The sequence below is a fragment of the Flavobacterium sp. SP2 genome (assembly GCF_057626655.1).
Genome location: NZ_JBVHBT010000005.1, coordinates 307,859 through 328,339, shown reverse-complemented (window position 1 = coordinate 328,339; position 20,481 = coordinate 307,859). Strand labels below are relative to the sequence as shown.

General features: G+C 33.4%; 19 protein-coding genes. 16 read left to right on the top strand and 3 right to left on the bottom strand.

Annotation, left to right across the window (positions count from 1 at the left end; translation table 11 throughout):
• Positions 1-6 precede the first annotated feature (6 nt).
• From ACZ098_RS12495 to ACZ098_RS12485, 3 genes are read right to left on the bottom strand one after another with little or no spacing between them, the layout of a single operon-like run.
• On the bottom strand, positions 7-2,622 hold the full coding sequence (locus ACZ098_RS12495) for a S9 family peptidase (RefSeq protein WP_487312083.1): 2,616 nt from the start codon (positions 2,620-2,622) through the stop codon (positions 7-9).
• 60 nt (positions 2,623-2,682) lie between these two features.
• Positions 2,683-4,086, bottom strand: a complete 1,404-nt coding sequence (locus ACZ098_RS12490; protein ID WP_487312082.1) for a RagB/SusD family nutrient uptake outer membrane protein — start codon at positions 4,084-4,086, stop codon at positions 2,683-2,685.
• Positions 4,087-4,106: 20 nt separating this feature from the next.
• Entirely contained in the window at positions 4,107-7,115 is a 3,009-nt protein-coding gene (locus tag ACZ098_RS12485) for a SusC/RagA family TonB-linked outer membrane protein (RefSeq protein WP_487312081.1), read from the bottom strand.
• Positions 7,116-8,778: 1,663 nt separating this feature from the next.
• Here ACZ098_RS12485 and ACZ098_RS12480 point away from each other — a divergent pair.
• The 16 genes from ACZ098_RS12480 to ACZ098_RS12405 all read left to right on the top strand — a co-directional run bounded on the left by ACZ098_RS12480 (position 8,779) and on the right by ACZ098_RS12405 (position 20,468).
• Entirely contained in the window at positions 8,779-9,000 is a 222-nt protein-coding gene (locus tag ACZ098_RS12480) for a helix-turn-helix domain-containing protein (RefSeq protein WP_487312080.1), read from the top strand.
• Positions 9,001-9,159: 159 nt separating this feature from the next.
• The gene (locus ACZ098_RS12475; protein WP_487312079.1) at positions 9,160-9,588 is read left to right on the top strand and encodes a hypothetical protein; all 429 of its coding nucleotides are present in this window, start codon (positions 9,160-9,162) and stop codon (positions 9,586-9,588) included.
• Positions 9,589-9,770: 182 nt separating this feature from the next.
• Positions 9,771-10,361 carry a hypothetical protein gene (locus ACZ098_RS12470; protein WP_487312078.1) on the top strand — a complete coding sequence of 197 codons (591 nt, stop codon included), beginning with the start codon at positions 9,771-9,773 and terminating at the stop codon, positions 10,359-10,361.
• Between the two features lie 210 nt (positions 10,362-10,571).
• A complete protein-coding gene (locus tag ACZ098_RS12465; protein ID WP_487312077.1) occupies positions 10,572-10,829 on the top strand; it encodes a DUF7660 family protein in 258 nt (85 codons plus the stop codon).
• A gap of 176 nt (positions 10,830-11,005) precedes the next feature.
• Positions 11,006-11,215 carry a hypothetical protein gene (locus ACZ098_RS12460; RefSeq protein WP_487312076.1) on the top strand — a complete coding sequence of 70 codons (210 nt, stop codon included), beginning with the start codon at positions 11,006-11,008 and terminating at the stop codon, positions 11,213-11,215.
• A 182-nt stretch (positions 11,216-11,397) separates the two neighbouring features.
• Positions 11,398-11,892, top strand: coding sequence for a hypothetical protein (locus tag ACZ098_RS12455; RefSeq protein ID WP_487312075.1), 495 nt, complete (start codon positions 11,398-11,400; stop codon positions 11,890-11,892).
• Positions 11,893-12,065: 173 nt separating this feature from the next.
• On the top strand, positions 12,066-12,686 hold the full coding sequence (locus ACZ098_RS12450) for a hypothetical protein (RefSeq protein WP_487312074.1): 621 nt from the start codon (positions 12,066-12,068) through the stop codon (positions 12,684-12,686).
• A gap of 234 nt (positions 12,687-12,920) precedes the next feature.
• The gene (locus ACZ098_RS12445) at positions 12,921-13,958 is read left to right on the top strand and encodes a WG repeat-containing protein (protein WP_487312073.1); all 1,038 of its coding nucleotides are present in this window, start codon (positions 12,921-12,923) and stop codon (positions 13,956-13,958) included.
• Positions 13,959-14,747: 789 nt separating this feature from the next.
• Positions 14,748-15,161 carry a hypothetical protein gene (locus ACZ098_RS12440; RefSeq protein ID WP_487312072.1) on the top strand — a complete coding sequence of 138 codons (414 nt, stop codon included), beginning with the start codon at positions 14,748-14,750 and terminating at the stop codon, positions 15,159-15,161.
• A 211-nt stretch (positions 15,162-15,372) separates the two neighbouring features.
• Complete coding sequence (locus ACZ098_RS12435; RefSeq protein ID WP_487312071.1) at positions 15,373-15,804, top strand: hypothetical protein; 432 nt, start codon at positions 15,373-15,375, stop codon at positions 15,802-15,804.
• On the top strand, positions 15,805-16,602 hold the full coding sequence (locus ACZ098_RS12430; protein ID WP_487312070.1) for a sterol desaturase family protein: 798 nt from the start codon (positions 15,805-15,807) through the stop codon (positions 16,600-16,602). It abuts the gene before it with no gap.
• A gap of 184 nt (positions 16,603-16,786) precedes the next feature.
• Positions 16,787-17,623 carry a hypothetical protein gene (locus tag ACZ098_RS12425; RefSeq protein WP_487312069.1) on the top strand — a complete coding sequence of 279 codons (837 nt, stop codon included), beginning with the start codon at positions 16,787-16,789 and terminating at the stop codon, positions 17,621-17,623.
• A 195-nt stretch (positions 17,624-17,818) separates the two neighbouring features.
• Positions 17,819-18,433, top strand: coding sequence for a hypothetical protein (locus ACZ098_RS12420; protein WP_487312068.1), 615 nt, complete (start codon positions 17,819-17,821; stop codon positions 18,431-18,433).
• A gap of 213 nt (positions 18,434-18,646) precedes the next feature.
• Positions 18,647-19,048, top strand: a complete 402-nt coding sequence (locus tag ACZ098_RS12415; protein WP_487312067.1) for a hypothetical protein — start codon at positions 18,647-18,649, stop codon at positions 19,046-19,048.
• 217 nt (positions 19,049-19,265) lie between these two features.
• Positions 19,266-19,625 (top strand): hypothetical protein, encoded by a 360-nt coding sequence (locus ACZ098_RS12410; RefSeq protein ID WP_487312066.1) that lies wholly within the window; start codon positions 19,266-19,268, stop codon positions 19,623-19,625.
• 243 nt (positions 19,626-19,868) lie between these two features.
• A complete protein-coding gene (locus tag ACZ098_RS12405) occupies positions 19,869-20,468 on the top strand; it encodes a hypothetical protein (RefSeq protein ID WP_487312065.1) in 600 nt (199 codons plus the stop codon).
• The last annotated feature ends 13 nt before the right edge of the window (positions 20,469-20,481 follow it).

Genomic DNA, 20,481 nt, shown 5'->3' with positions numbered 1-20,481 from the left:
CCTTTCTTATTGTTTTCCCATCCAGTCTTGTTTGTGTTGGTCCTTTAAATAAAAATCTAACCATTCTTTACACTTTAGCATTAGATCGAATTGGTTGTGTTTTTGGGTTATTATGTGACCTTCGTTTGGATAGACTAGTAGTGTACTTTTTTTACCTAGTCTCCATAGTGCACTTTGTAGTTTCATGCTGTGTTTCCAGTCGAGTTGCTTGTCGTCTGTTCCTGTCCAGATCAAAACTGGTGCATTGATGTTCTCGGCACTTTTTAAAGGCGAATTTATATCAAATATTTCATTGTCAAAGGTTGCTAGCATTCTGAATTGGTCAAATTCGAACCGCCACATGTTTGACATTCCGTGTCCGTCGGTAGTTAAGTAGGCACTTACTAAATCGATCATTGGTGCGCCGATTATTGCGGTTTTGAATATGTTGGAATGTCCCATAATGTATGCTGTTTCAAATCCACCAAAGGAATGGCCGATTAGTGCGATTGCATTTTTATTGATAGTCGCTGTTTTTACTGCTTCCTCTACGGCTGCTATTACACAATCAGTTGCATCGTCGCCGGTTGTGTTTATGCCATACGCAATGTCTGGATATAATACAAAATACCCTTCGGAAGTATAATTTGTATTGTTAAATCCGTGATCGGAATAGCTAGAAGGATTGTTATACTCCAACACTTCTTGTGCTTTCTTTTCATAAATGCACACCAACATGGGGTATTTTTTGGTTGCGTCATAATTTGCCGGATAGAATAATGCTCCTCTTAGCTCTTTGCCGTCTTTATTTTTATAAGTTATCAATTTTGAATTGCCCCAATAAAATTCCTTTTGTTGTGGGTTGGATTGTTTTATTTCGGTTTCAATTCCGTGAGAATTTACACTGAATAGTCTGGGTGGTAAAGTGAAATTACTTTCGAGAAATAGGAACTCGCTTTCGCTTTTTGTTTTTGCTAGTACGTGTACTCTACTTTCTTTTTTGAACAGCTGTTTTATAATTCCGTTATGGTACGTAGCAACTCCTTCGCCTAATGTTGTACTGCTTTGCGTCTTTAGTAAAACCATTTTATTGAAATCGATTACTTGCGTTTGAAATCCGAAAAAGGTGTACCTAGGTGCTGGTTTTAATCTGTTTTCGTGCACTCTATATATTGTACCTGTTGGTTTTCCGTTTGTGATTCTTTTTCTGGAGGTGCCATCGGGTTTCATTAGCCAAATGTCAAATTGGTCGTACATAATCATGTTTTCGTCATTTTTTGTCCATCCTGGACTTCCATACGGTGGAATTAGATTTGGTCGATCGTAATCCAATCGGTGCACCGCTAAAGGCATTCCGATTGTTATGCATTTGTGTTCTTGTAATTTAATATTGTACGTCCACCAATTGTTGTCTTTAAAGTAGGCAATATATTTCCCTGCAGGAGACACTACAACTTGATTTTCAATTCTTGTTTGTTTCGATGACAGTAGTGTTTTAACTCCAGTTTTTAGGTTTTTAATGTAGATTGCAATGTACTCTCCACCGTATTTGTAAAATGGAGTTAGTTCCTTAAAATTGTATAGCAACACATTGTCATCGTTACCGGTTAGCACTGCGTTTTTATGTTCTTCTTCTTCCACAATAACTACTTTTTGTTCGTCTGTATTCCATGAAATCCATGTTGTTGCGTTGTTGTCTTCTTCGTTTTTATCTGCTGGTGGAATTGTTTGATCTTCTGAAAGCCAAATTTGTACCGCCTCTTTATTTTTTGATGTTGCATTTTCATTCGGAATTTGCTTGTAATCGAAAAAGACTTGATTGCTTTTTGCTGAAACATACAATTTTGAAATAGGGATGTAGCTGTTCTTTGGAAAGGTCGCATTGGTTTTAGGATGTAACTCTTTAAGAATAGAATTCTCTGCTTCAGTGTTGCACCAATACACAATATGATTTTTGTATGACAAATCTGGTTCCCTCATTTCTTTGAAGAATGCTAGTTTAATACTTGAATCGTCCCATTGCAATCCATTGAACTTTGAATCGCTGTCGGTAACTATAACTTTTTCCGATATTATTGCATTAAGTGTATACACACTAACTTTATTTAGACCGGCTAGCTTTGCATGGATTGCAATTTTGGTATTGTCTGGACTGAATTTATATTCTATTACGTTGGTTATACTTTTTGCTTTTAAGGTTTTTAAATCTAGAATTTTTAAACTTTTGGATTCGTTAGTTTGTTCTATAGCAATTGCGTAATTACCATTAAAAGAAAAAGAGTATTCGAGAACCTCTACACCTAAAAGATGTTGTTTGCCTGTAACCAAATTTACAAGATGCATACTATCTTTTCTAATAAATCCAAACCATTTACTGTTTGGTGAAAATGAGGCGTTGTATGCTCCTGTAAATGAATGGGTTTTGCTTTTTGTTTTGTCCACTAAAAATAATGTATCTGCTTCTTGATGTAGGATATTATAATATACCCATTTGCCATCGGCACTTAGGTCAGAAGCTCCAAAATCGCTCCATGCTTTATAGTTTTCTCGTGTTAGGTATTTCTTTTGTTGTGCTTGTAGGGTGGTTTGATTTACCACTAATATCCCATAAAAAGCCGCTACAATTACATTAACTGATTTCATATTCGTTCCTTTTAAAGTTAAGTCCAACCAACGGTTTAGTACTTGGTTGGACTGTTGGTCTTAATATCCTGGGTTTTGTGGTGCTAAATTTCCGTTTAGGAGTAGTTCTGATTCCGGTAATGGCCATAGTTGGTCCTTGGCATCCCATCCTGCTTTTTTGCTGCTCAGAACGCTACTTGCTGTTCCCGTTCTTTTGAGGTCGAACCAACGGTGTCCCAATTCGGTAAAGAACTCTTTTCTTCGTTCCTCGATTATGGCAGTCAATAACTCTGTTTGTGTAGTTGCTGTAGTATTTGCTAATCCCGCTCTGTTTCTAATTTTGTTCAGATCTGTTTTGGCATTTTCCAAATCGTTCAAGTGCGCATTTGCTTCGGCACGAATCAGGTATAATTCTTCCAATCTAAAGAGAATTGAATATTCTACCGAAGCGCTTGTGCTTGTATTTTCTTTGTATTTGTTTGGGAAATAGTAGTTTTGCGTTCCGTCGGTTACTGTTCCAATCCAATTGGTTCTTCGTGAATCGCCTGCTTCAAATTCGTTTACCAAATCGTTACGCAATGCAAATATTGGTGGAGGTGCGCTTGTAAATTGGAATGTTTGGGCTTCTAATGTATTGTTGCCACTGAATTGTGGAGCAAGTTGCCATATGGTTCCTGTGCTGTTGTTGAGAAAAACTGTATTCAAATCATCTACAAAAGTGTATATTGTTGTTGCATTAATTACTTCAGCCGCGTAGCTGCTGGCTTCTGACCAATTCTCCGTGTATAGCATTGTTTTCGCCAATAATGCCTGTGCTGTACTTTGATTGGGTCTGGTGCGTTCGGTTCCAAAATAATTTAGTGGCAGTAACGCGATGGCTAGCTGTATATCGTTTTTTATGTTGTTGTATACTACTGGTATGCTTGATTTACTTATACTTTTATTTACTTCATAATCAGTGGTATTCACATAAGGTACTTCACCAAAAAGATTGACTAAATAGAAATGTAAATACGCTCTTATGAAATAGGCTTCGCCAAGTAATCGTGCTTTGTCTTCGGTGTTAATTCCTGTTGATGCTGTAACTCCTTCTATGATGGCATTGGCTGCATAAATTAGATTGTACGTTCCGTTCCATATTGACGACGCTGTATTGTTGGAAGGAATTAGACTATTTTGGTAAAATTCTTGTGCCGGTAAACCACTGGTGCTGTAGTAGTCCAATTCGTCTGCATAGGTACTTAGTAATGCACTAATGCCTGTTGAGGTTCCTTGTACCAAAACATCATTGCGCATTTTGGAATAGATATGTGTTAACGCCGCATCCGCAGTTGCTGCGTCCTGGAATACCGCTTCGCCTGTTAGTTGATTTGCTGGTAATTCCACCTCGACAAAACTTTCGCAGCTATTTAAAAACCAGCTTAGTATCGTGATGGCTAACCAAAGCCCAATTGTTTGCGTTGTATTTGATTTATATGCATTCATATTTTTACTTTTTATAGTGATTAAAAATTTAGTTGTGTTCCTATTGTTACAACTCTTAGTGTAGGCAGTCGTCCTTGTGACTGGTTTTCTGGATCGGCACCTTTAAACTTTGTAAACGTTAGTAGGTTTTGCGCTTGAAAATAGAGTTTACAACTCCATTTTTTGAGTATTTTATTTGGTAAGGTATAGGACAGTGAGAGGTTTTTTATGCGTATGTAAGAGGCATCACTGAAAGCGGCATCACTTGAAGCGTAATACGTGTAAAATGCATTAACTGCTGCATCATTGAAACCGGCGGTGAATACTTGTGTCGGATTGGTATCGCCGGGTTGTTGCCAATGGTCTAACACATCTGTGGTCATGTTACTTGCCGATCCTGGTAAGTCTGCAACTGCGTTGTTGTTGATTCCGACTTGTTTTACGAATTGTACTAGGAAATCCAATTGCCAGTTTTTGTAGGTCAAGCTATTTTGCACGCCTCCAAAAAACTCTGGCGCTGTGTCTACTATTTTTTGTCGGTCTTCTGTAGCTGTGAGTAGACCGTCTCCATTGAAGTCTTTGAATTCGTAAATTCCAGTAGTTGGATTTACTCCTGTAAACTCGTAGACTTTTCTGATGCTTAGTGATTGACCGATTGCGTATTGGTTGGCGTAGACCGAACCTTCTAAATTTGGGAACGCTATTAATTTATTTTTTGGTATTGTCAGGTTATAGGAAGTCGTCCATTTGAAATTCGTTCTACTGAAATTGTTGGTTCTTACTTCTATTTCTAATCCACTGTTTTCGACTGTTGCGTCTAAGTTGGCTTGAATGGAATTGAAGCCAGTTGTTCCTGGTAATGGAATGCCTACTAATTGGTTGGAGGAGCGGTTTTTGAAAAATGCTGTTGTTAGAAAAATACGGTCGTTGAAGAATCCTAAATCTAGCGCCATTTCTAGTTTTTTGTTGACCTCCCAACTGAAATTAGGATTGAATAGGCGTGCAGGTTCTAAGCCGATAGTTCCGTTGTAGCCGATTCCGGTAGGCGTGTAGGTGTTTAAAAATTGATAATCGCCGATTTGGTCGCTTCCTGTGGTTCCGTAACTGGCTCTTAGTTTTCCAAAACTTAGGAATGGTACTGCTTTGTTTATAGCTGTTTCTTTACTGAATATCCATGCGGTTCCTAAAGCACCAAAATTTGCGAAGCGATTTCCTGAGCCGAAACGGCTTGATCCGTCGCGACGTCCTGTAAAATTAAAGAAGTATTTATCATTAATGCTGTAATTTGCTCTGCCAAACACTGCATTGTACCGGTACATTGCTGTTGCGTTGTTCATTATTTGCGTGAAGGATGCTGCGGATAGGTTTGTAATTAAACTGTTGCTTGTGAATCCCGAAGCAAAGACTGCTAATTGGGTAGCGGTTCTTTCTTGGAATGTGCTTCCTATCAACAGGTTTAATTTTGATTTTGCAAAAGACTTTTGGTAGTTTAGTTGTGGTTCGATACTCCATGATTGCTGATTAGAATTGCTTACCATACTGGTCGATGCTGCGCTGGTTAATCCGAATGCAGGATTGTAGATGGTGTGCGGTGTGGTGCTTGATTCTTCAACTTTTGTATCGTTGTACCCCAAGGCAGTTTTGAATTCTAAATTTGAACGTACTTTATACCCAACAACTCCGCCAAGATATAGGCCTTTGGTTTTAGCTAGGTATTTTCCTTGGAGTAGGCGCAATGGGTTTTCCCAGGTTCCGTTTTCCCAGTTGAGGTTTCCGTTTTCGTCATATAGTGCTGGTGCGTTTGGTGCCAATGTTGTGGCGTTTCTGGTTAGGTCGGTGCTTAGCAGGTTGTTTTTATCTGCTACATAATTTCCTGAAAGGTTTATTGTGAAGCGGTTGTCTTCGGAGGTGTGGTTTATGTTGAAATGCAGAGCGGACTTCCCATAACTGAAATCGCCTGGAAATACTGTGGTTTCTTGAAAATTGGTTCCTCTGATCAAAAATTGCGTCGTTCCAGTTCCGCCTGAAATACCTAGTTCTACATTTCTTGAAGTGGCTGTACCGCCAATTAGTTCTTTTTGCCAATCGGTGTAGCGGTTTCTGTCCCATGTTCCGTTTACATCGTACGCCCAAGGTGGTAATGTGGTTATGCCATCGTTTGCGAATGCTTCTTCGCGCATTGCTAGGTATTGTTGTGTGTTTAGTAATTTTAGTCTTCTAGTTATTGTTCCGGCGCCTGTGTAAGTATTGAAGGAGAATTGTGTTTTTCCTTTTTTTCCTTTTTTGGTTGTGATTAGGACTACGCCGTTGGCACCTCGCGAACCGTATATGGCGGTTGCATCAGCGTCTTTTAGGATTTCGATGCTTTCGATGTCGGATGGGTTGATGTTGTTTAGTGGGTTGATGCCTGCGCCTGGCAAAATTGCTCCAGAAATATTGGTGTTGCCTAGGCTTTCTGATGCAAATGGTAATCCATCAACAATGTACAGCGGTTGGTTTCCTTCGGTTCGGATGCTGTTTCTGCCTCGGATTTGGATGTCGAAACCACCACCAGGAACGCCTGTTGTTTGTGTTATGTTTACACCCGCCATTCTTCCTTGTAGTGTTGCTAAAACGTTAGTTACTGGTTGTTTTTCGATGTCTTTGGCTGTTACTTTTGCGATGCTTCCTGTTCTTTCTTTGTCTTTTACGGAGTAGTAGCCTGCGTTTATAATTACTTCTTTTAGTGTTGTGCTGTCTTCCTCCAATTTGCTATTGATTGTATTGCGGTTGGCTATTGGTATTTCTGTTGTTTTGTAGCCAATGAAGGAGAATACTAGAATGTCTGTTGGTAGTACCTCGATAGTGTAGTTTCCTTTTTCATCGGAAAGGGTAGTGGTTGGTTTGTCTTTTACCGATATGGTTACGCCGGGTAACGTGCCGTTCGCATCGGTGGTGGTGCCTTTGATGGTTGTTTGTGCCTGCACTCCGATACAGAAAAGGAGTAGGAGGTAGTACATTTTGGGCGGTAGTGTTGGTGCCCAGTACGTTGAGTTTGAATTTTTATTCATACTTTTGGATTGGTTTAATTAGACTTCGGTTTGGTTTGCTTTGGTCCTCTATTCGTCCGCCAAGAAGAGTTAGAGGGCCTTTTTTTTTTGAGTTGCTTAGCTTTTCGCTTCGCTCATTTTTTTGCCACGAATTACTCGAACTATCACTAATTTTTTTTCGCTTTGCTCCTGGTTTTTTAGACGTATTACACGAATTTTCACTAATTTTTTCGCTCCGCTCACGTTTTTGACCACAAATTATCACAAATTATCACCAATTTTTTTTCGCTTTGCTCCGTTTTTATGACATGAATTACTCGAATTTTCACTAATTTTTCGCTCTGCTCCTGGTTTTTTACACAAATTACACGAATTTTCACTAATTTTTTTTACTCATGTTATAGTATGCGGATGGCATGGATTTTAAGGAGTACTTTGTCTGTTTGACCTTTGGTCTCGGGTCGCTGCTTGTTGCGGTATTTCACGGATTTTACGCTTCGCTTCTTACTGATTACTTCGTCAGTTCGACCTTTGGTCTCGTGTGTTGCGGATTTTTTTGTTTCGCTCCGCTCATGTTTTTGACCACAAATTATCACAAATTATCACAAATTTTTTTTCGCTTTGCTCAGTTTTTATAACATGAATTACTCGAATTTTCACTAATTTTTCGCTCTGCTCCTGGTTTTTTACACGAATTACACGAATTTTCACTAATTTTTTTTTACTCATGTTATAGTACGAGGATGGCATGGATTTTAAGGAGTACTTCGTCTGTTTGTCCTTTGGTCTCGGGTCGCTGCTTGTTGCGGTATTTCACGGATTTTGCGCCTCGCTTCTTACTGATTACTTCGTCAGTTCGACCTTTGGTCTCGTGTGTTGCGGATTTTTTTGTTTCGCTCCGCTCATGTTTTTGACCACAAATTATCACAAATTATCACAAATTTTTTTTCGCTTTGCTCCGTTTTTATGACATGAATTACTCGAATTTTCACTAATTTTTTGCTTTGCTCCTAGTTTTTTACACGAGTTACACGAATTTTCATTAATTTTTTTTGCTTATGTTATAGCACGCGGATGGCTCGGATTTTAAGGAGTACTTCGTCAGTTTGACCTTTGGTTTTGTGTTTCACAGATTTTACGCTTCGCTATTTTTGCCACTGATTGTTTGGATTAACACTGATTTTTTGCGTTGGTATTTTTGTGATTTATTTTGTGCGTTAAGGTGGTTTTTTTTGTTTTATGGCATAGGCTTTTGGTTTTAAGGTTTTTTAAAGGAAAGTGCTCTGCCGTTGCTTGTTGCAGCCAAGCGCAGGCAGTGCCTTTCCCAACTAACTCATTGGACTAACTGTGTTTTGGTTGCGAGACTTTTAACCTAGGAGCAGTGCTAAGAATGGAAGTGAGTGACCTTTAGGAATAAAAAAAGGCATGGAACTCAGCTTATTGACTTTGAGGTACTGGTATACCTTGCAACAATAAGTGAGCCCACGCCCGAGAGCATGAGCATCTTACTTATCATCTCGTTGCAAAAATTACCAGTTTTCAAAGTCGAGATTCAAAGCGAATGCTTCAATATTTTATATGAAGAATCGCAAATATATAAATTCAAAGTACAAATATAAAAAAATAATTTATAATCGGACAGTTGTCCGATTATTTTTAATAATTAACAGCTTAATTTGTTTATATGAGTGATTTAAATAGAAAAATTTGCAATTATATAGCGAAGAATTGGATTGGTGAAGTTCAACCAAAAACTGAATTTGCTTTAAATCACAATATTGATGAAAAAACAGTTCGAAGAATATACAATGACAGCACCTACAATATTTCTTTGAATACTCTAAATAAAATCTGTGAAGCACGGAATGTTACCCTTTCAGAATTTTTTAAGATGATTGAATTATAAAACAAGGTATTAATATCTACTGGTAAATTTACAAATACAACTATTTTAGGTGCGAAAATATTGTATTAATCTGCCAGTAAATGTTAAACTTTACACCGTTATTTATTGCTCTGATATATGCTAAAGTCTTGTTACTTCTAAACTTGTAAGTGCTTCAACATGAAAAGTATATTTATTTTATTTGCTTTGGTTATTGCGGTAGCTTGTAAATCAACTTCAAATATAACTGGAGTGTACGAGGCGAGATTATCTGATAGTACTACTTATACCTTTAATCTGTCGAGTAAACAATTTACCCACAAACTGCTAGATGGTAGCATTTCTGACGGTAGGTTTAACATAATACATTATCATTCTAAAAATTTTCAACTGGTATGTAATGAGATAGTTTTGAAAAAAACAAGTAGTTTTATTAAAGAAACAAATGCACATGGCGATTCTATCGTGATAGGAGTTAACGATGGCTATCAGCGCTTGGGACAAACTGTATTTGAGATTACCATAAAAAAAAGAACTTTGTTATTTCGAAAAACTTATTCTAATCAAACACATATAATAGAAAGTGAAGGGATTTTAATTCGAAAATAGTCTAACCAATTTACCAGTTTCTTGAAATAACAAGGCGAGGGATTTAATTGAAACTGGAACGGTTAGTAATATAAAGATTTATCTATATTTGTGAAGGCTTAGTCTCGGTTTATTGCCACTTCGTGAAGCCTTGGAACGTTAACTGTACTATTCTCACAACAATGAAAACAAAAACAATTAAAATGAAAGTAAGTAGAATAATCACAATTTATCTGTTTCCATCCGTACTATTTTTTCTAATAAGTTGTAATCAGCAAAAGAAAGAGAAGCCATTAAATGAAAAGCCAACAGCTACTGCCTATAAAGAATTTACAATGTCTAATAACTTATATTTATTAGCCCCAGAATTTAACTCAACAACTTGTGAATCCTATGGAGAATGTGATTGTTGTGCTAGCAATTATATATTTTTAGATCGTGAGAATTTTATTTCAGTTGATTACTGTTTGGATGCTGACACGTATTACAGCGGAAAATATAAAATTGAAAATGAAAAAGTAGCATTAAAATTTAACACTTTAGTTGTACAAAAAGAGTACAATTGGGAGCGTGAAGTGGACAGCACTAGTACTGCACCTGAATATCAACTCACAACCGAAAAATGCAAATCATTTCAAGCTACGTGGTTACAACTTAATTGTAAAAAGAAAATATACTTTAAAACTCTTGATGCGAAAACTCAATATGTATCAATTGACCAATCAAAAACTGCGCAAAGCTTCTTGACTAAATTGAAAAAAGAAGGGATTATGGAAAAACTTAACATTAAGTAAATACTGCGGTTAAATGGGGTTTCAAGAAATGGAGTGGCGCTAAATTTATCAGAAATCGGAAAGGTTATAATTTAAAGATTTGGTTATATTTGTGAAGGCTTGCTCTTGGTTTATTGCCACTTCGTGAAGCCTTGGAACGTTGACAGAGATTTTAAAAAAGCTCGATAAATAGGGGATGAACTTGAAAAAAAATTAGTTAAAAGCAAATAAATGAACGATAACCTCACAAAATTTAATGTGACAGATAGAAATTCTTTTATAGTATTTCTAGATTTACTACGAAAAGATTTAATAGAAAATCCACAAGATTGGGAAAACAAAAGTTTGGAAGATTTTCTAGAAGCTTTATCTGCATATACTGAAGATATTCAAGGCTATTATGATAACAGGAAAATGGACATAGATGCAAATCAACCAAATTGGAAAACTTTTGCCGACATTTTTATGGGTGCTAAAATTTATGAATAAAAAACAGCTTATAACAGGCTTGACAAGATTGCAAGTTTTTATAGCAAATTCACGTTTACATTTTGCAAAAAAATTTATCTTTGATAGTACTATGCCAGTTTTAATAAATAGTAAACACTTGGAAAAGCCGAAAATGATATTGATGAAATTGGAAGAAAAAAAACTATAAAATAGTTATGGATATAAATAGAATCAAAATTTGCGATGAATGCAAAAGTAACTTCTACAATGATTCTTCTGAAATGGAAAATCTTTGTCCAGAATGTTCCTATTTTTTATATGGTTATCCAAATTGTGAACATAATTTTATAGAAAATCGTTGTGAAAAATGTTATTGGAATGGAAAGACAAGTGAGTATATTAAAAAACTGAAAGCTGGAAAGTAAATATATCGAACGCGCAACAGCGGTTTTAAGTAATGGAGTGGCTTTAGATTTATCGTAAATTGAAAAGGTTTTTAATTAAAAGTTATGTTTATATTTGTAAAGGCTTGGTCCTGGTTCATCGCCACTTCGTGAAGCCGCGACAAGTTATGAGTAACTTTGGAAAAACTTTATGAATATAGACAATGAACAATATAGCTTATAATAAACTTAATGTGATTCTATACTTTTTACTCGGGATAGTATTTTATTTTTCAATTATAGTTTTACTACTTTTAACAGCAACCAAACTTGTTCATTATGTATTTCCTCTAATTTTAATACTAATTGGTGGTAATTTCTATTATCGAATCAGTAAAGCAGTTCTTCATATTATCGTTGGAAAACCCATGATTAAATTTACTAATGAAGAATTTATTGACAATTTTAATGGTGTAAAAGTAAATTGGAAAGATATACAACTACTTTCTTTTGAAAGTGGGAAAGCTCCGTTTGTTGTGTTTGACTTAAAACAAAATTCATTATTCTACAATCAAATGACAAATCCATTAAAGCGATTGTTTTATCAATTTGAAGCATATTCTGGAAAATCATTCCGAACAAACATTCGCTTTGCCGAAGGAAAAAACTCAGAAATTTTCGAAGAGATAAAAAAGTTTTATAACAAGGTGAAGAAATAAAAGCTACCCATAACAGTGGTTTCAAGAATCGGCGTGGTAAGGGATTTATTTGAAATCAGAAAGGTTTTTAATTTAAAGTTTTGGCTATATTTGTAAAAGCTGGGTTTTGGTTCATCGCCACTTCGTGAAGCCTTGGAACGTTAACAAACTATTTTAAACCAAAAAAACTTAAAATGAAATATAAAATTTTACTTGTTGTATTGTTTATAATTACAAACATAACTCTGGCACAAGAAAATCAAAACCAATTGAAAATGATTTCTGAATATTCTTCAAAAAACTCAGAAATTCGAGATCTTTTACAATTTGAAGGAATTGAATATTTAAAATTGCAATTTACTGGAACTGAATTGAAAACTAAATCATATCAATTGACTGTTAAAGAAATATGGAATGGTAAAATAACTAGAGATACTGTTGTGTTCGATAGTAAAACCATAGGTATTCAGCAATTTGAAAAAGTCAATGATACCGTTTTTAATTTGAAAGTTATTTCAAAACTAACTTCAAAGAATAAATTAAAAATGACATTTAAATTTCCTAGATTTTCAATTACAAAAGAATATGATGCAATTGAAACTGACGAATATAGTTTGAGAAATATTGCAGAAGAAAGTAAAATGGAAATTAGTTATGATAAAAAGTTTTATTTATTAGCCTATATCTTACCTTATGATAGAAAAGACGGTTCTAAATCGTGGTGCGATGTAGGAACAAGTGGAAAAGATATTGAGAAATGGGGTGAAAAATTTGGCATTAAACATTACCTTTTATTTGAAATGAAATTTTATTAGAACAACCCTCTGCCAATAAAGAATTGTGCTTAAAAACAAACTAAAGGCGGTTTCAAGAAATTGCGAGGCAAGGAATTTATCTGAAACGATAAAGTTTTTAATTTAAAGTTTTGGTTATATTTGTTACGACTTGGTCATGGTTTTAGCGAGTTTTCTAAGTTGTGGAGTGTTGAACAAGTCTACTATTACATAAACTATTACAAACATTTAAGTTAGCTGCTATTTAAAAAAAAAATGGAAATAGAAAAAGTATTTATTGACTATTTAAAAGCCTTTTATTCAAAGAATTTTGAAAAAGTATACAACCTTTTGTATGATGACGATGTAGATAAATTTTATCATAAAGTTGTGGAAATCGCAAACAAAATGGATGCTTTCGGTGAAACTGATCTGTTTTTAAAAAAGTTTAATCTTGATTCACTTGACGAATTAAATAATTTAAGCATCAAAGAATTTACAATTGCAATATTAGAAATTGCAAAGGTAGAAGTTGGAGAAAAAGAGTTTAACAAAATCATAGAAGGAATTAAAATATCCAACATTGAAAATGCTACTTTCATATCAAAAGTTCACTACGATTATCCTATAAAACTATATGATAAATGGATAATAAGTCAAGGTTGTGTTGAGATGATTAAAACGAAAGGGTTATGGAAAATACTATTTAAATCTGGAATGGAAACTGGTTTTAATAGATTTCACGAAGAAATTGATCGATTTAATTCACTTAAGTTAAAAGATAATGTATCAGCTATCAAATTTGAAGGAGACTTAGTAAAATTTACAACTATTGGTTTTAAAGATTTTACAACTGGGAAAATTATTTTTGAACCTAGATTTAAAGATGCTGGAGATTTTTCTGACGGTCTTGCGTCTGTTCAAATTATTAAAAAGTACGGATATATCAATTTGAAAGGTGAATTAGCAATAAAACCTCAATTTATATTCGCAAATGATTTTTCTGAAAAACTAGCAAGTGTAAAAATTCTTCTTGAAGATGGTGAAAAATGGGGCTTTATTGATAGAAAAGGAAGTTTTAAAATCGAAGCGATTTATGATGAAACGAGAAATTTCAAAGACGGATTATGTGGGGTAAAACTAAACGACAAATGGGGATTTATTAATAAAAAGGGTGAACCAATTATACCATTTGAATTTGATTATGTAGAAGATTTTAGTTTTGGAACCGCATTCGCCGAAATTGAAAATGAAGATGGCAAAACCACACAATTTGTAATTGATAAAAAAGGAAAAATAAAAGAAATTGATTAATAGTGAGCCGCTAACAAAGAGGTGTGTTTCAAACAAACTTAGGGCGAGTCCAAAAATGACCTGGCACGGTATTTATTTGAAATCGGAAAGGTTATAATTTAAAGTTTTGGTTATATTTGTTACGGCTTGGTCGTGGTTCATCGCCACATCATGAAGCAGTTGAATGTTGGCAGTACTACTAAAAAAACGCAATCAACAAATGACAAAAAAGTATAAAATCAATTCAATTATTTATAGTTCAATTCTTGTTTTTGCATTAATATTCATGTTATTGCTATTGTTTGCAAGTGGACATGGAATTAAATTTGATTTTTGGGATTATGCTATTCCAGTTCTTATTTTTTTAAATTTAGTTTTTTTGTATATTTTTCCAAAAATTTCAGATGAAAAAAGCAACTTTAAAACAGTTCTGCGTGTAGTACTATTTTCATTTTTAATTACTAGTTTATATCTCTCAGTGCGAAACATTGTCGAAATTCTGTCAGGAAATTTGATTCCAAGTTTTGTTTTTTTTGCTGTAACAATAAGCGGAACATTTATTACATCAATAGTATATTTATTAATTGAAATTTTGAAAAAGAATACTACTAGCTGCTAACAAAGCATTGTGCTTAAAACAAGCTTAAAGGGTTTCGCGAAATGACAAGGCACTGGATTTAATTGAAATGGAAAAGGTATTTAATTTAAGTTTTAGTTATATTTGTAAAGGCTTGGTTTTGGTTTACCGCCAGTTCATGAAGCCGTAAAACGTTATTGGCTATAATATTGATAACCCTGCTCAAAAAAATCATGATTAAAATAGAATTTGAAAAACCGAATTTCGAAAATTGCGAATGTTGTGGAAAGGAAACTACGAAGCTTACAAGATTTGTCTATAAAGATAATGACGCATTTGCAATTTATTACATAAAGTTCACCAAAGATCACGAAGAAAAGATTGCTACTGGAATAATCAGTATTGGAGATTGGGGAACTGATGACGAACCGAAAAATAGATTCTCATTTCCATTTAGAATTTGGACGAATAAAGACAATTTTCAAATCGGACTAATCGATAAAGAAGAGTCGCCATGGAAACAAAGTTTACTCGGAAAAATATTGGACAGAAAAGATGCATTGAAACATCCTTGGATAAGCGAAGTATTTCATATTACAGACCATATTGTTGTCGAAGATAAAGAAATGGTTGAATATTTTACCTAACAGTAACAGCCACTAACAAAGAACTGTGCTGTAAAAAAAACTTAAGGCGGTTTCAAGAACTCTTGAGGCAGTGGATTTATCAGAACTTGGAAAGGTTTTTAATGTAAAGTTTTATCTATATTTGTGAAGGCTTGGTCTTGGTTCATCGCCTCTTCGTGAAGCCGTAAAACGTTGTGTATAATTTTATGAGACGCTCTAAAATTCGAAGATCATGAATAAGAAAATAATTTTTAAAACTATAGCATTGACAAATTTTATTGTTTTGCTGACAGCTTTTGTATTGTACAAGAATGGCTCATTTGATAAATTCTTCACTAGCAATTCAAATGTTAAGTTGACAAGTCCTAACGGTGGAACTCCTGTAGAAACAACTAATGAATTACCTATCAAAATGACTGACAGCGTTCAAATACAAAGACTTTCGTCATCAAAATCATTGGTTATAATTGATAATATCAAACTTAAATCATTCACTTCAAAACCCAAACAAGATTCATCAAAAGTCAATTTGACAGAAGTAGAAAAACGTATGATGTATAGCTCAAAATCAGGAATAATCGTTGATCCAAAAATATTTCAAAGAATATCATTTCCGGATAGTTTAATAACCAATAAGAATAAGCTAAAAAAGAAAAGCAACTAAATGTATTTTGTAAATATTCTTTTAGCGACAGGATTAAGTTTACTTTTTTTAGCATTGGTTTTTATACCAATGGAAAAAGCGTTTCCTGCAAATCCTAATCAAAAAATATTCAGAGCAAAATGGCTTTTAGATTTGAGCTATTTCTTTGGACAATATTTGTTGTGGAGTAGTTTGGTTTTAAAAGCATTAAATTATTTAGGATTATGGTTAGACAAAAATGTTTCCTTACAATTTAGGTTCACAATTGCAGAACAACCATTTTGGTTACAAGCAATTGAAGTTTTGCTTTTGAGTGACTTTCTCATTTATTGGGGACATCGCTTTCAACATAAATACGATTTTCTTTGGCAGTTTCACAAAGTTCATCATACAGCAGAAACTCTTGATTGGCTTGCTGCTCATAGAGAACATCCACTAGATTCAATTTACACAGTTGGAATTATAAATTTACCTGCATTACTTCTTGGCTTTAATTTAGACGCATTAGTTGTAATGGTCGCTTTTAGAGGAATTTGGGCAATCTACATTCATTCCAATGTAAGACTAAACCTTGGTAAGATAAAGATGTTATTGGGTTCGCCAGAATTACACCATTGGCATCACGACAAAGAACGAGACAGGGGAAACTATGCAAACATTTCTCCTCTTATGGACATCTTATTTGGAACTTATATTTGTCCTCCAACGGAACCAAAAGAATTTGGAATTAAAGAAGACTTTCCAACAACTTATATCGGACAAATGTTAAGGCCTATAGTACCTAACAAAATTTGGAAACACGTAAAGACAAAGAAATAAAAACGAACGTAAATTGGGGTTTCAAGAAATGGTTAGGCTCGGGATTTATCAGAACTTGTAAAAGTTTTTAATGTAAAGTTTTGGTTATAATTGTAAAGTCTTGTTTCTAGCTTCATTGCCACTTCATGAATCCTAGAGACATTGTACAATATTTTAAAAAACAAAACGCAAAAAAAATAATACTATGGAAGAAGAATTTACATATGATGAAATTGTAAGTTTGAATGAAGTCAAAACTAAAATTCTTGATCCTAGAAAAGAAGTATTGACTAACATTTTGGTACATTTCATAGAAAATTTATCAAAATCTTTGATTCAAGAATCCGCCAAGGATTTATATCAGTTGCGAGTAGTGAACTTTGAATTTGACCAACCATTTACATTTAGTTACGTTGCCTATTCAGGATGCAGTCATATTCCCTCAGAATTTACAAATACAATTGTAGAAAATTTACAAATTGAAGATGCTGAATATGGGGAATTAGAAGAAATTTTTGAAGCGCTTGGATTTGAAACCGAAGATGATATAGAATGGTTTAATGAAGCAACATCAGAATGCTTTAATCAGTATGAATTGTGTAAAAGAATGGAATGCCTATGGTTTTATGAATGTTGGGTTATAGCAAAAGACAAAGCTATTACTGATGTAAATTATAGATGTTTTTTAATCGAACACGACAATTTTGGAGGTATAGATTTAAATAGTGGTGCATTCCTGACAGATAAAGAAATAAGAAAATCCTTAATTGCTGATGGCTCAGTTGTAGCACCAATTTACGAAACCAAATATATAGTTCATAAGAATGACAAAGAAGAAATTTGGGGAACAGAAATTAAAACTTTTTCTGATTTTGATATGGCCTATACCTATTTAAAATCAGTGGTCAATGAATCAGATGAAGAAAATGCTGAGAAAAATTATTTAATTCGAAAGTGGATAAAACTACCAAAAGCTGAACAAGGACAGTATGTTTGGGTAATTGACACAGAGTTTGGTAAGAAATTCATAAACGATAATTGATAAAAAACGTCGCTTAATAGCGCTTTCAAGAAATGGCACGGCTCGGGATATATCAGCCCGCTTTTGGATTTAATTTTTCATTTTTTAGAAAGTAATCTTTTCATAACTTTTCGGTATATTTGTTTATGGCTGTGATAAAAGCAGCAACTGACGCAAAGCGGCATCACGTTAGCAGATATTTTAGAAAAACCGAATATGAAAGAACAATTCAATGGAACTTGGTTATTTATAAAAACTCCAGATCATTACGGAAAAAACAATGTAATTGAGTTTAGTGAAAATGAAATTAAACATTTCGATATTGAAAATTCTCAAGGGATTTCATTGTTGAAAAAAATGAATGAAAATTGGAGCGAAAAACTATCGGAAACAGAATATAAATTTATAAATCCTAATAGAATTAGAATTATAAGAAATGGTATAAATCATTCCGTTTTAAGTGAGCATGAATCAGTAACTGTAGATTGGAAATTTGAAGATGATTATGAAAAGTTAAATGCAACAGAAACAGAATTAACTGAAAGTGAAATTCAAAGCTTAAAGTTTCAGTTTAATTGGAATGGAGAAAAAAGAACTATTAGATTCAATGAGATTTTAGATTCTCCAATACTTCAAGAAATTAATGAACGATTGAAAAGAGAAGGAAGTAAAATTGTTTTAGAAAAACTAAATGAAACCTTATTTTTATCACTTTACAATAATAACGATTCAGAAAAACTAATCCCTATAAAATATGTTGACAAAAAAATTTTAATTTTGTATGGATTTCCGAGAGAACCTTATGAAATTCAATGTCAAGTTATTGAATAAAGAACAGCTGCTACTAGCGCTTTCAAGAAATGGCGCCGTACGGGATTTACCAGAAATCACAATGGTTTTTTAATTTAAAGTTTTGGTTATATTTGTGAAGGCTTGGACTTGCTTTTTGCTGCTTCTTTATGTTGCTGAACGTTGGCAGAAAGTTTTTAGAAATAGAACTCAATTTTTAAAAAAATAGATATTAAGAAGAAAGAATAAAGTATTATGAAAAATTTAAAATTTGGACATTACTTCATTTTATTCTCAATCTTATTATTTGGTTTTTTGCATTTTCGTGGGGTAAGAATACAAAACGAAATTAAAAATCTAGGAAAAAATATTGTAGTACAATTTGTTATGAAAAAAAGCTATCCAAAAACAACAGATTTTTATTTCTCATATTACGTAAACGACTCCTTATATACAACTGCAGGATCAGACATTAAATACGATATTCTTAATTCTGACGAAGAAACTCAAAGCATAGATAATTTAAAAATTAGATCTTATTATTTGGCAAGATTTAATCCTAAATATCCGAACAACATAATCGTAAATCCAAACAAACAAATTACTGATACATTAGAAATAGAAAAGTTTGGATTTAATATGAAAGAAGAAAATTGACAAAAAGAATTGTTTGCTTAAACAGAAGAAAATTTATAAGGTGAAATAGTAAACTTTCTGCCTAGAACAGTTGCAAGAAATGGCACGGCACGGGATATATCAGAAATCACAGTGGTTTTTTAATTTAAAGATTTGGTTATATTTATGAAGGCTTGGACTTGCTTTTTGCTGCTTCTTTAAGTTGCTGAACGCTCCTTCAACCTTTAAAAAAAGCGTAATGAAATATATAAGTTTAGTTCTTTTGATTTTTACTTTACAATCTTGGGCGCAGAAAAATGAATTGAAAAAAGTTATAAATAGCAAAGAAATGTCATCTGAATTAACTTTAGAAAATTGGAGAGAAATTAAATGTACAAAAAACAGAATCGCAACCAAAAAAGACATTGATAATGGAAATGCAGTTTTCGTAATTGAAAATGCTGAAAATAAACCTTACGAAATAGATTTACCAAAACTTGCTTATTTGAACGATTCTGAAAGTAAAAAACAAAAATTGGTTGTGATAATTCAAATTGAGGAATCTTCTCAGGGAATAGTTACTGGTTATAAAGATTTTGATAGAAATTATGGTGCATGATTTTTTTATGAATTTAAAATCTTAAATGAAAATGAAATTGAAAGTAGTAAAGGTAGCCGGTAACAGTGGTTTGTAATAAGTTCTAGGATTGCGCTTGCTGATTAGTTTTCTTGGAAAATAATTTTGTGACTGCAATTCTGTCTTTCAAAGAAATTTTGTAGGTTTGTTTAGTTCGAATTTGCAAAATCAGTATACGGCAAGTGTTTGAACGTTAGCGGATAGACGACTAATAGTGCGATAAAAATGAGAATACCAAATAAAAGAACACTAGTAAATACAAAAAATATATTTATTATATCTCTACTAGTAATCGTTATTACTATATTGAGCGTGTGGTTTTATGGAATTGGAAAACATCAAACAGTAATTGAAAATTCTTTAATTTCAACTTCAATAGTATCAATTGCTTTTTTTCTATTTATTTCAATTAGTTTGTATAAAGGAGTTAAACTTAAAGACAATTTGGGTAAATTAACAGACAAAATAAATTCAAAAAAATTAGATTATTTAAAAGACATAACTCCAACAGATTTTAGCGGATTAGAATTGGGATTAGATGTTGCTGAAGGAATTGGAGGAATTATTTTGAGCATAATTTTATGGATTCTTGTAACAATAATTTTGAGTTATTTATTTTTCGCCTTAGGAACAATAATTTGGTTTTCAATTTTGCTTTTTCTAGGAATGTTATATTGGATATTTTTTAGAGCACTGAGGTTAATTTTTAAGAAGTCGGCTGAGTGTAGCGGAAACTTTGAAAGAAGTATTTTTTACGGAATTATATATACAATTCTTTATAATTTTTGGATATATGGGATAATTTTATTGACAAAAATTTATTAAAAAAATATCCGCT

Bases quoted from the DNA above. Each gene is read 5' to 3' on its own strand.
- ACZ098_RS12495 (WP_487312083.1), bottom strand. From the start codon at position 2,622: ATGAAATCAGTTAATGTAATTGTAGCGGCTTTTTATGGGATATTAGTG.
- ACZ098_RS12490 (WP_487312082.1), bottom strand. From the start codon at position 4,086: ATGAATGCATATAAATCAAATACAACGCAAACAATTGGGCTTTGGTTA.
- ACZ098_RS12485 (WP_487312081.1), bottom strand. From the start codon at position 7,115: ATGAATAAAAATTCAAACTCAACGTACTGGGCACCAACACTACCGCCC.
- ACZ098_RS12480 (WP_487312080.1), top strand. From the start codon at position 8,779: ATGAGTGATTTAAATAGAAAAATTTGCAATTATATAGCGAAGAATTGG.
- ACZ098_RS12475 (WP_487312079.1), top strand. From the start codon at position 9,160: ATGAAAAGTATATTTATTTTATTTGCTTTGGTTATTGCGGTAGCTTGT.
- ACZ098_RS12470 (WP_487312078.1), top strand. From the start codon at position 9,771: ATGAAAGTAAGTAGAATAATCACAATTTATCTGTTTCCATCCGTACTA.
- ACZ098_RS12465 (WP_487312077.1), top strand. From the start codon at position 10,572: ATGAACGATAACCTCACAAAATTTAATGTGACAGATAGAAATTCTTTT.
- ACZ098_RS12460 (WP_487312076.1), top strand. From the start codon at position 11,006: ATGGATATAAATAGAATCAAAATTTGCGATGAATGCAAAAGTAACTTC.
- ACZ098_RS12455 (WP_487312075.1), top strand. From the start codon at position 11,398: ATGAACAATATAGCTTATAATAAACTTAATGTGATTCTATACTTTTTA.
- ACZ098_RS12450 (WP_487312074.1), top strand. From the start codon at position 12,066: ATGAAATATAAAATTTTACTTGTTGTATTGTTTATAATTACAAACATA.
- ACZ098_RS12445 (WP_487312073.1), top strand. From the start codon at position 12,921: ATGGAAATAGAAAAAGTATTTATTGACTATTTAAAAGCCTTTTATTCA.
- ACZ098_RS12440 (WP_487312072.1), top strand. From the start codon at position 14,748: ATGATTAAAATAGAATTTGAAAAACCGAATTTCGAAAATTGCGAATGT.
- ACZ098_RS12435 (WP_487312071.1), top strand. From the start codon at position 15,373: ATGAATAAGAAAATAATTTTTAAAACTATAGCATTGACAAATTTTATT.
- ACZ098_RS12430 (WP_487312070.1), top strand. From the start codon at position 15,805: ATGTATTTTGTAAATATTCTTTTAGCGACAGGATTAAGTTTACTTTTT.
- ACZ098_RS12425 (WP_487312069.1), top strand. From the start codon at position 16,787: ATGGAAGAAGAATTTACATATGATGAAATTGTAAGTTTGAATGAAGTC.
- ACZ098_RS12420 (WP_487312068.1), top strand. From the start codon at position 17,819: ATGAAAGAACAATTCAATGGAACTTGGTTATTTATAAAAACTCCAGAT.
- ACZ098_RS12415 (WP_487312067.1), top strand. From the start codon at position 18,647: ATGAAAAATTTAAAATTTGGACATTACTTCATTTTATTCTCAATCTTA.
- ACZ098_RS12410 (WP_487312066.1), top strand. From the start codon at position 19,266: ATGAAATATATAAGTTTAGTTCTTTTGATTTTTACTTTACAATCTTGG.
- ACZ098_RS12405 (WP_487312065.1), top strand. From the start codon at position 19,869: ATGAGAATACCAAATAAAAGAACACTAGTAAATACAAAAAATATATTT.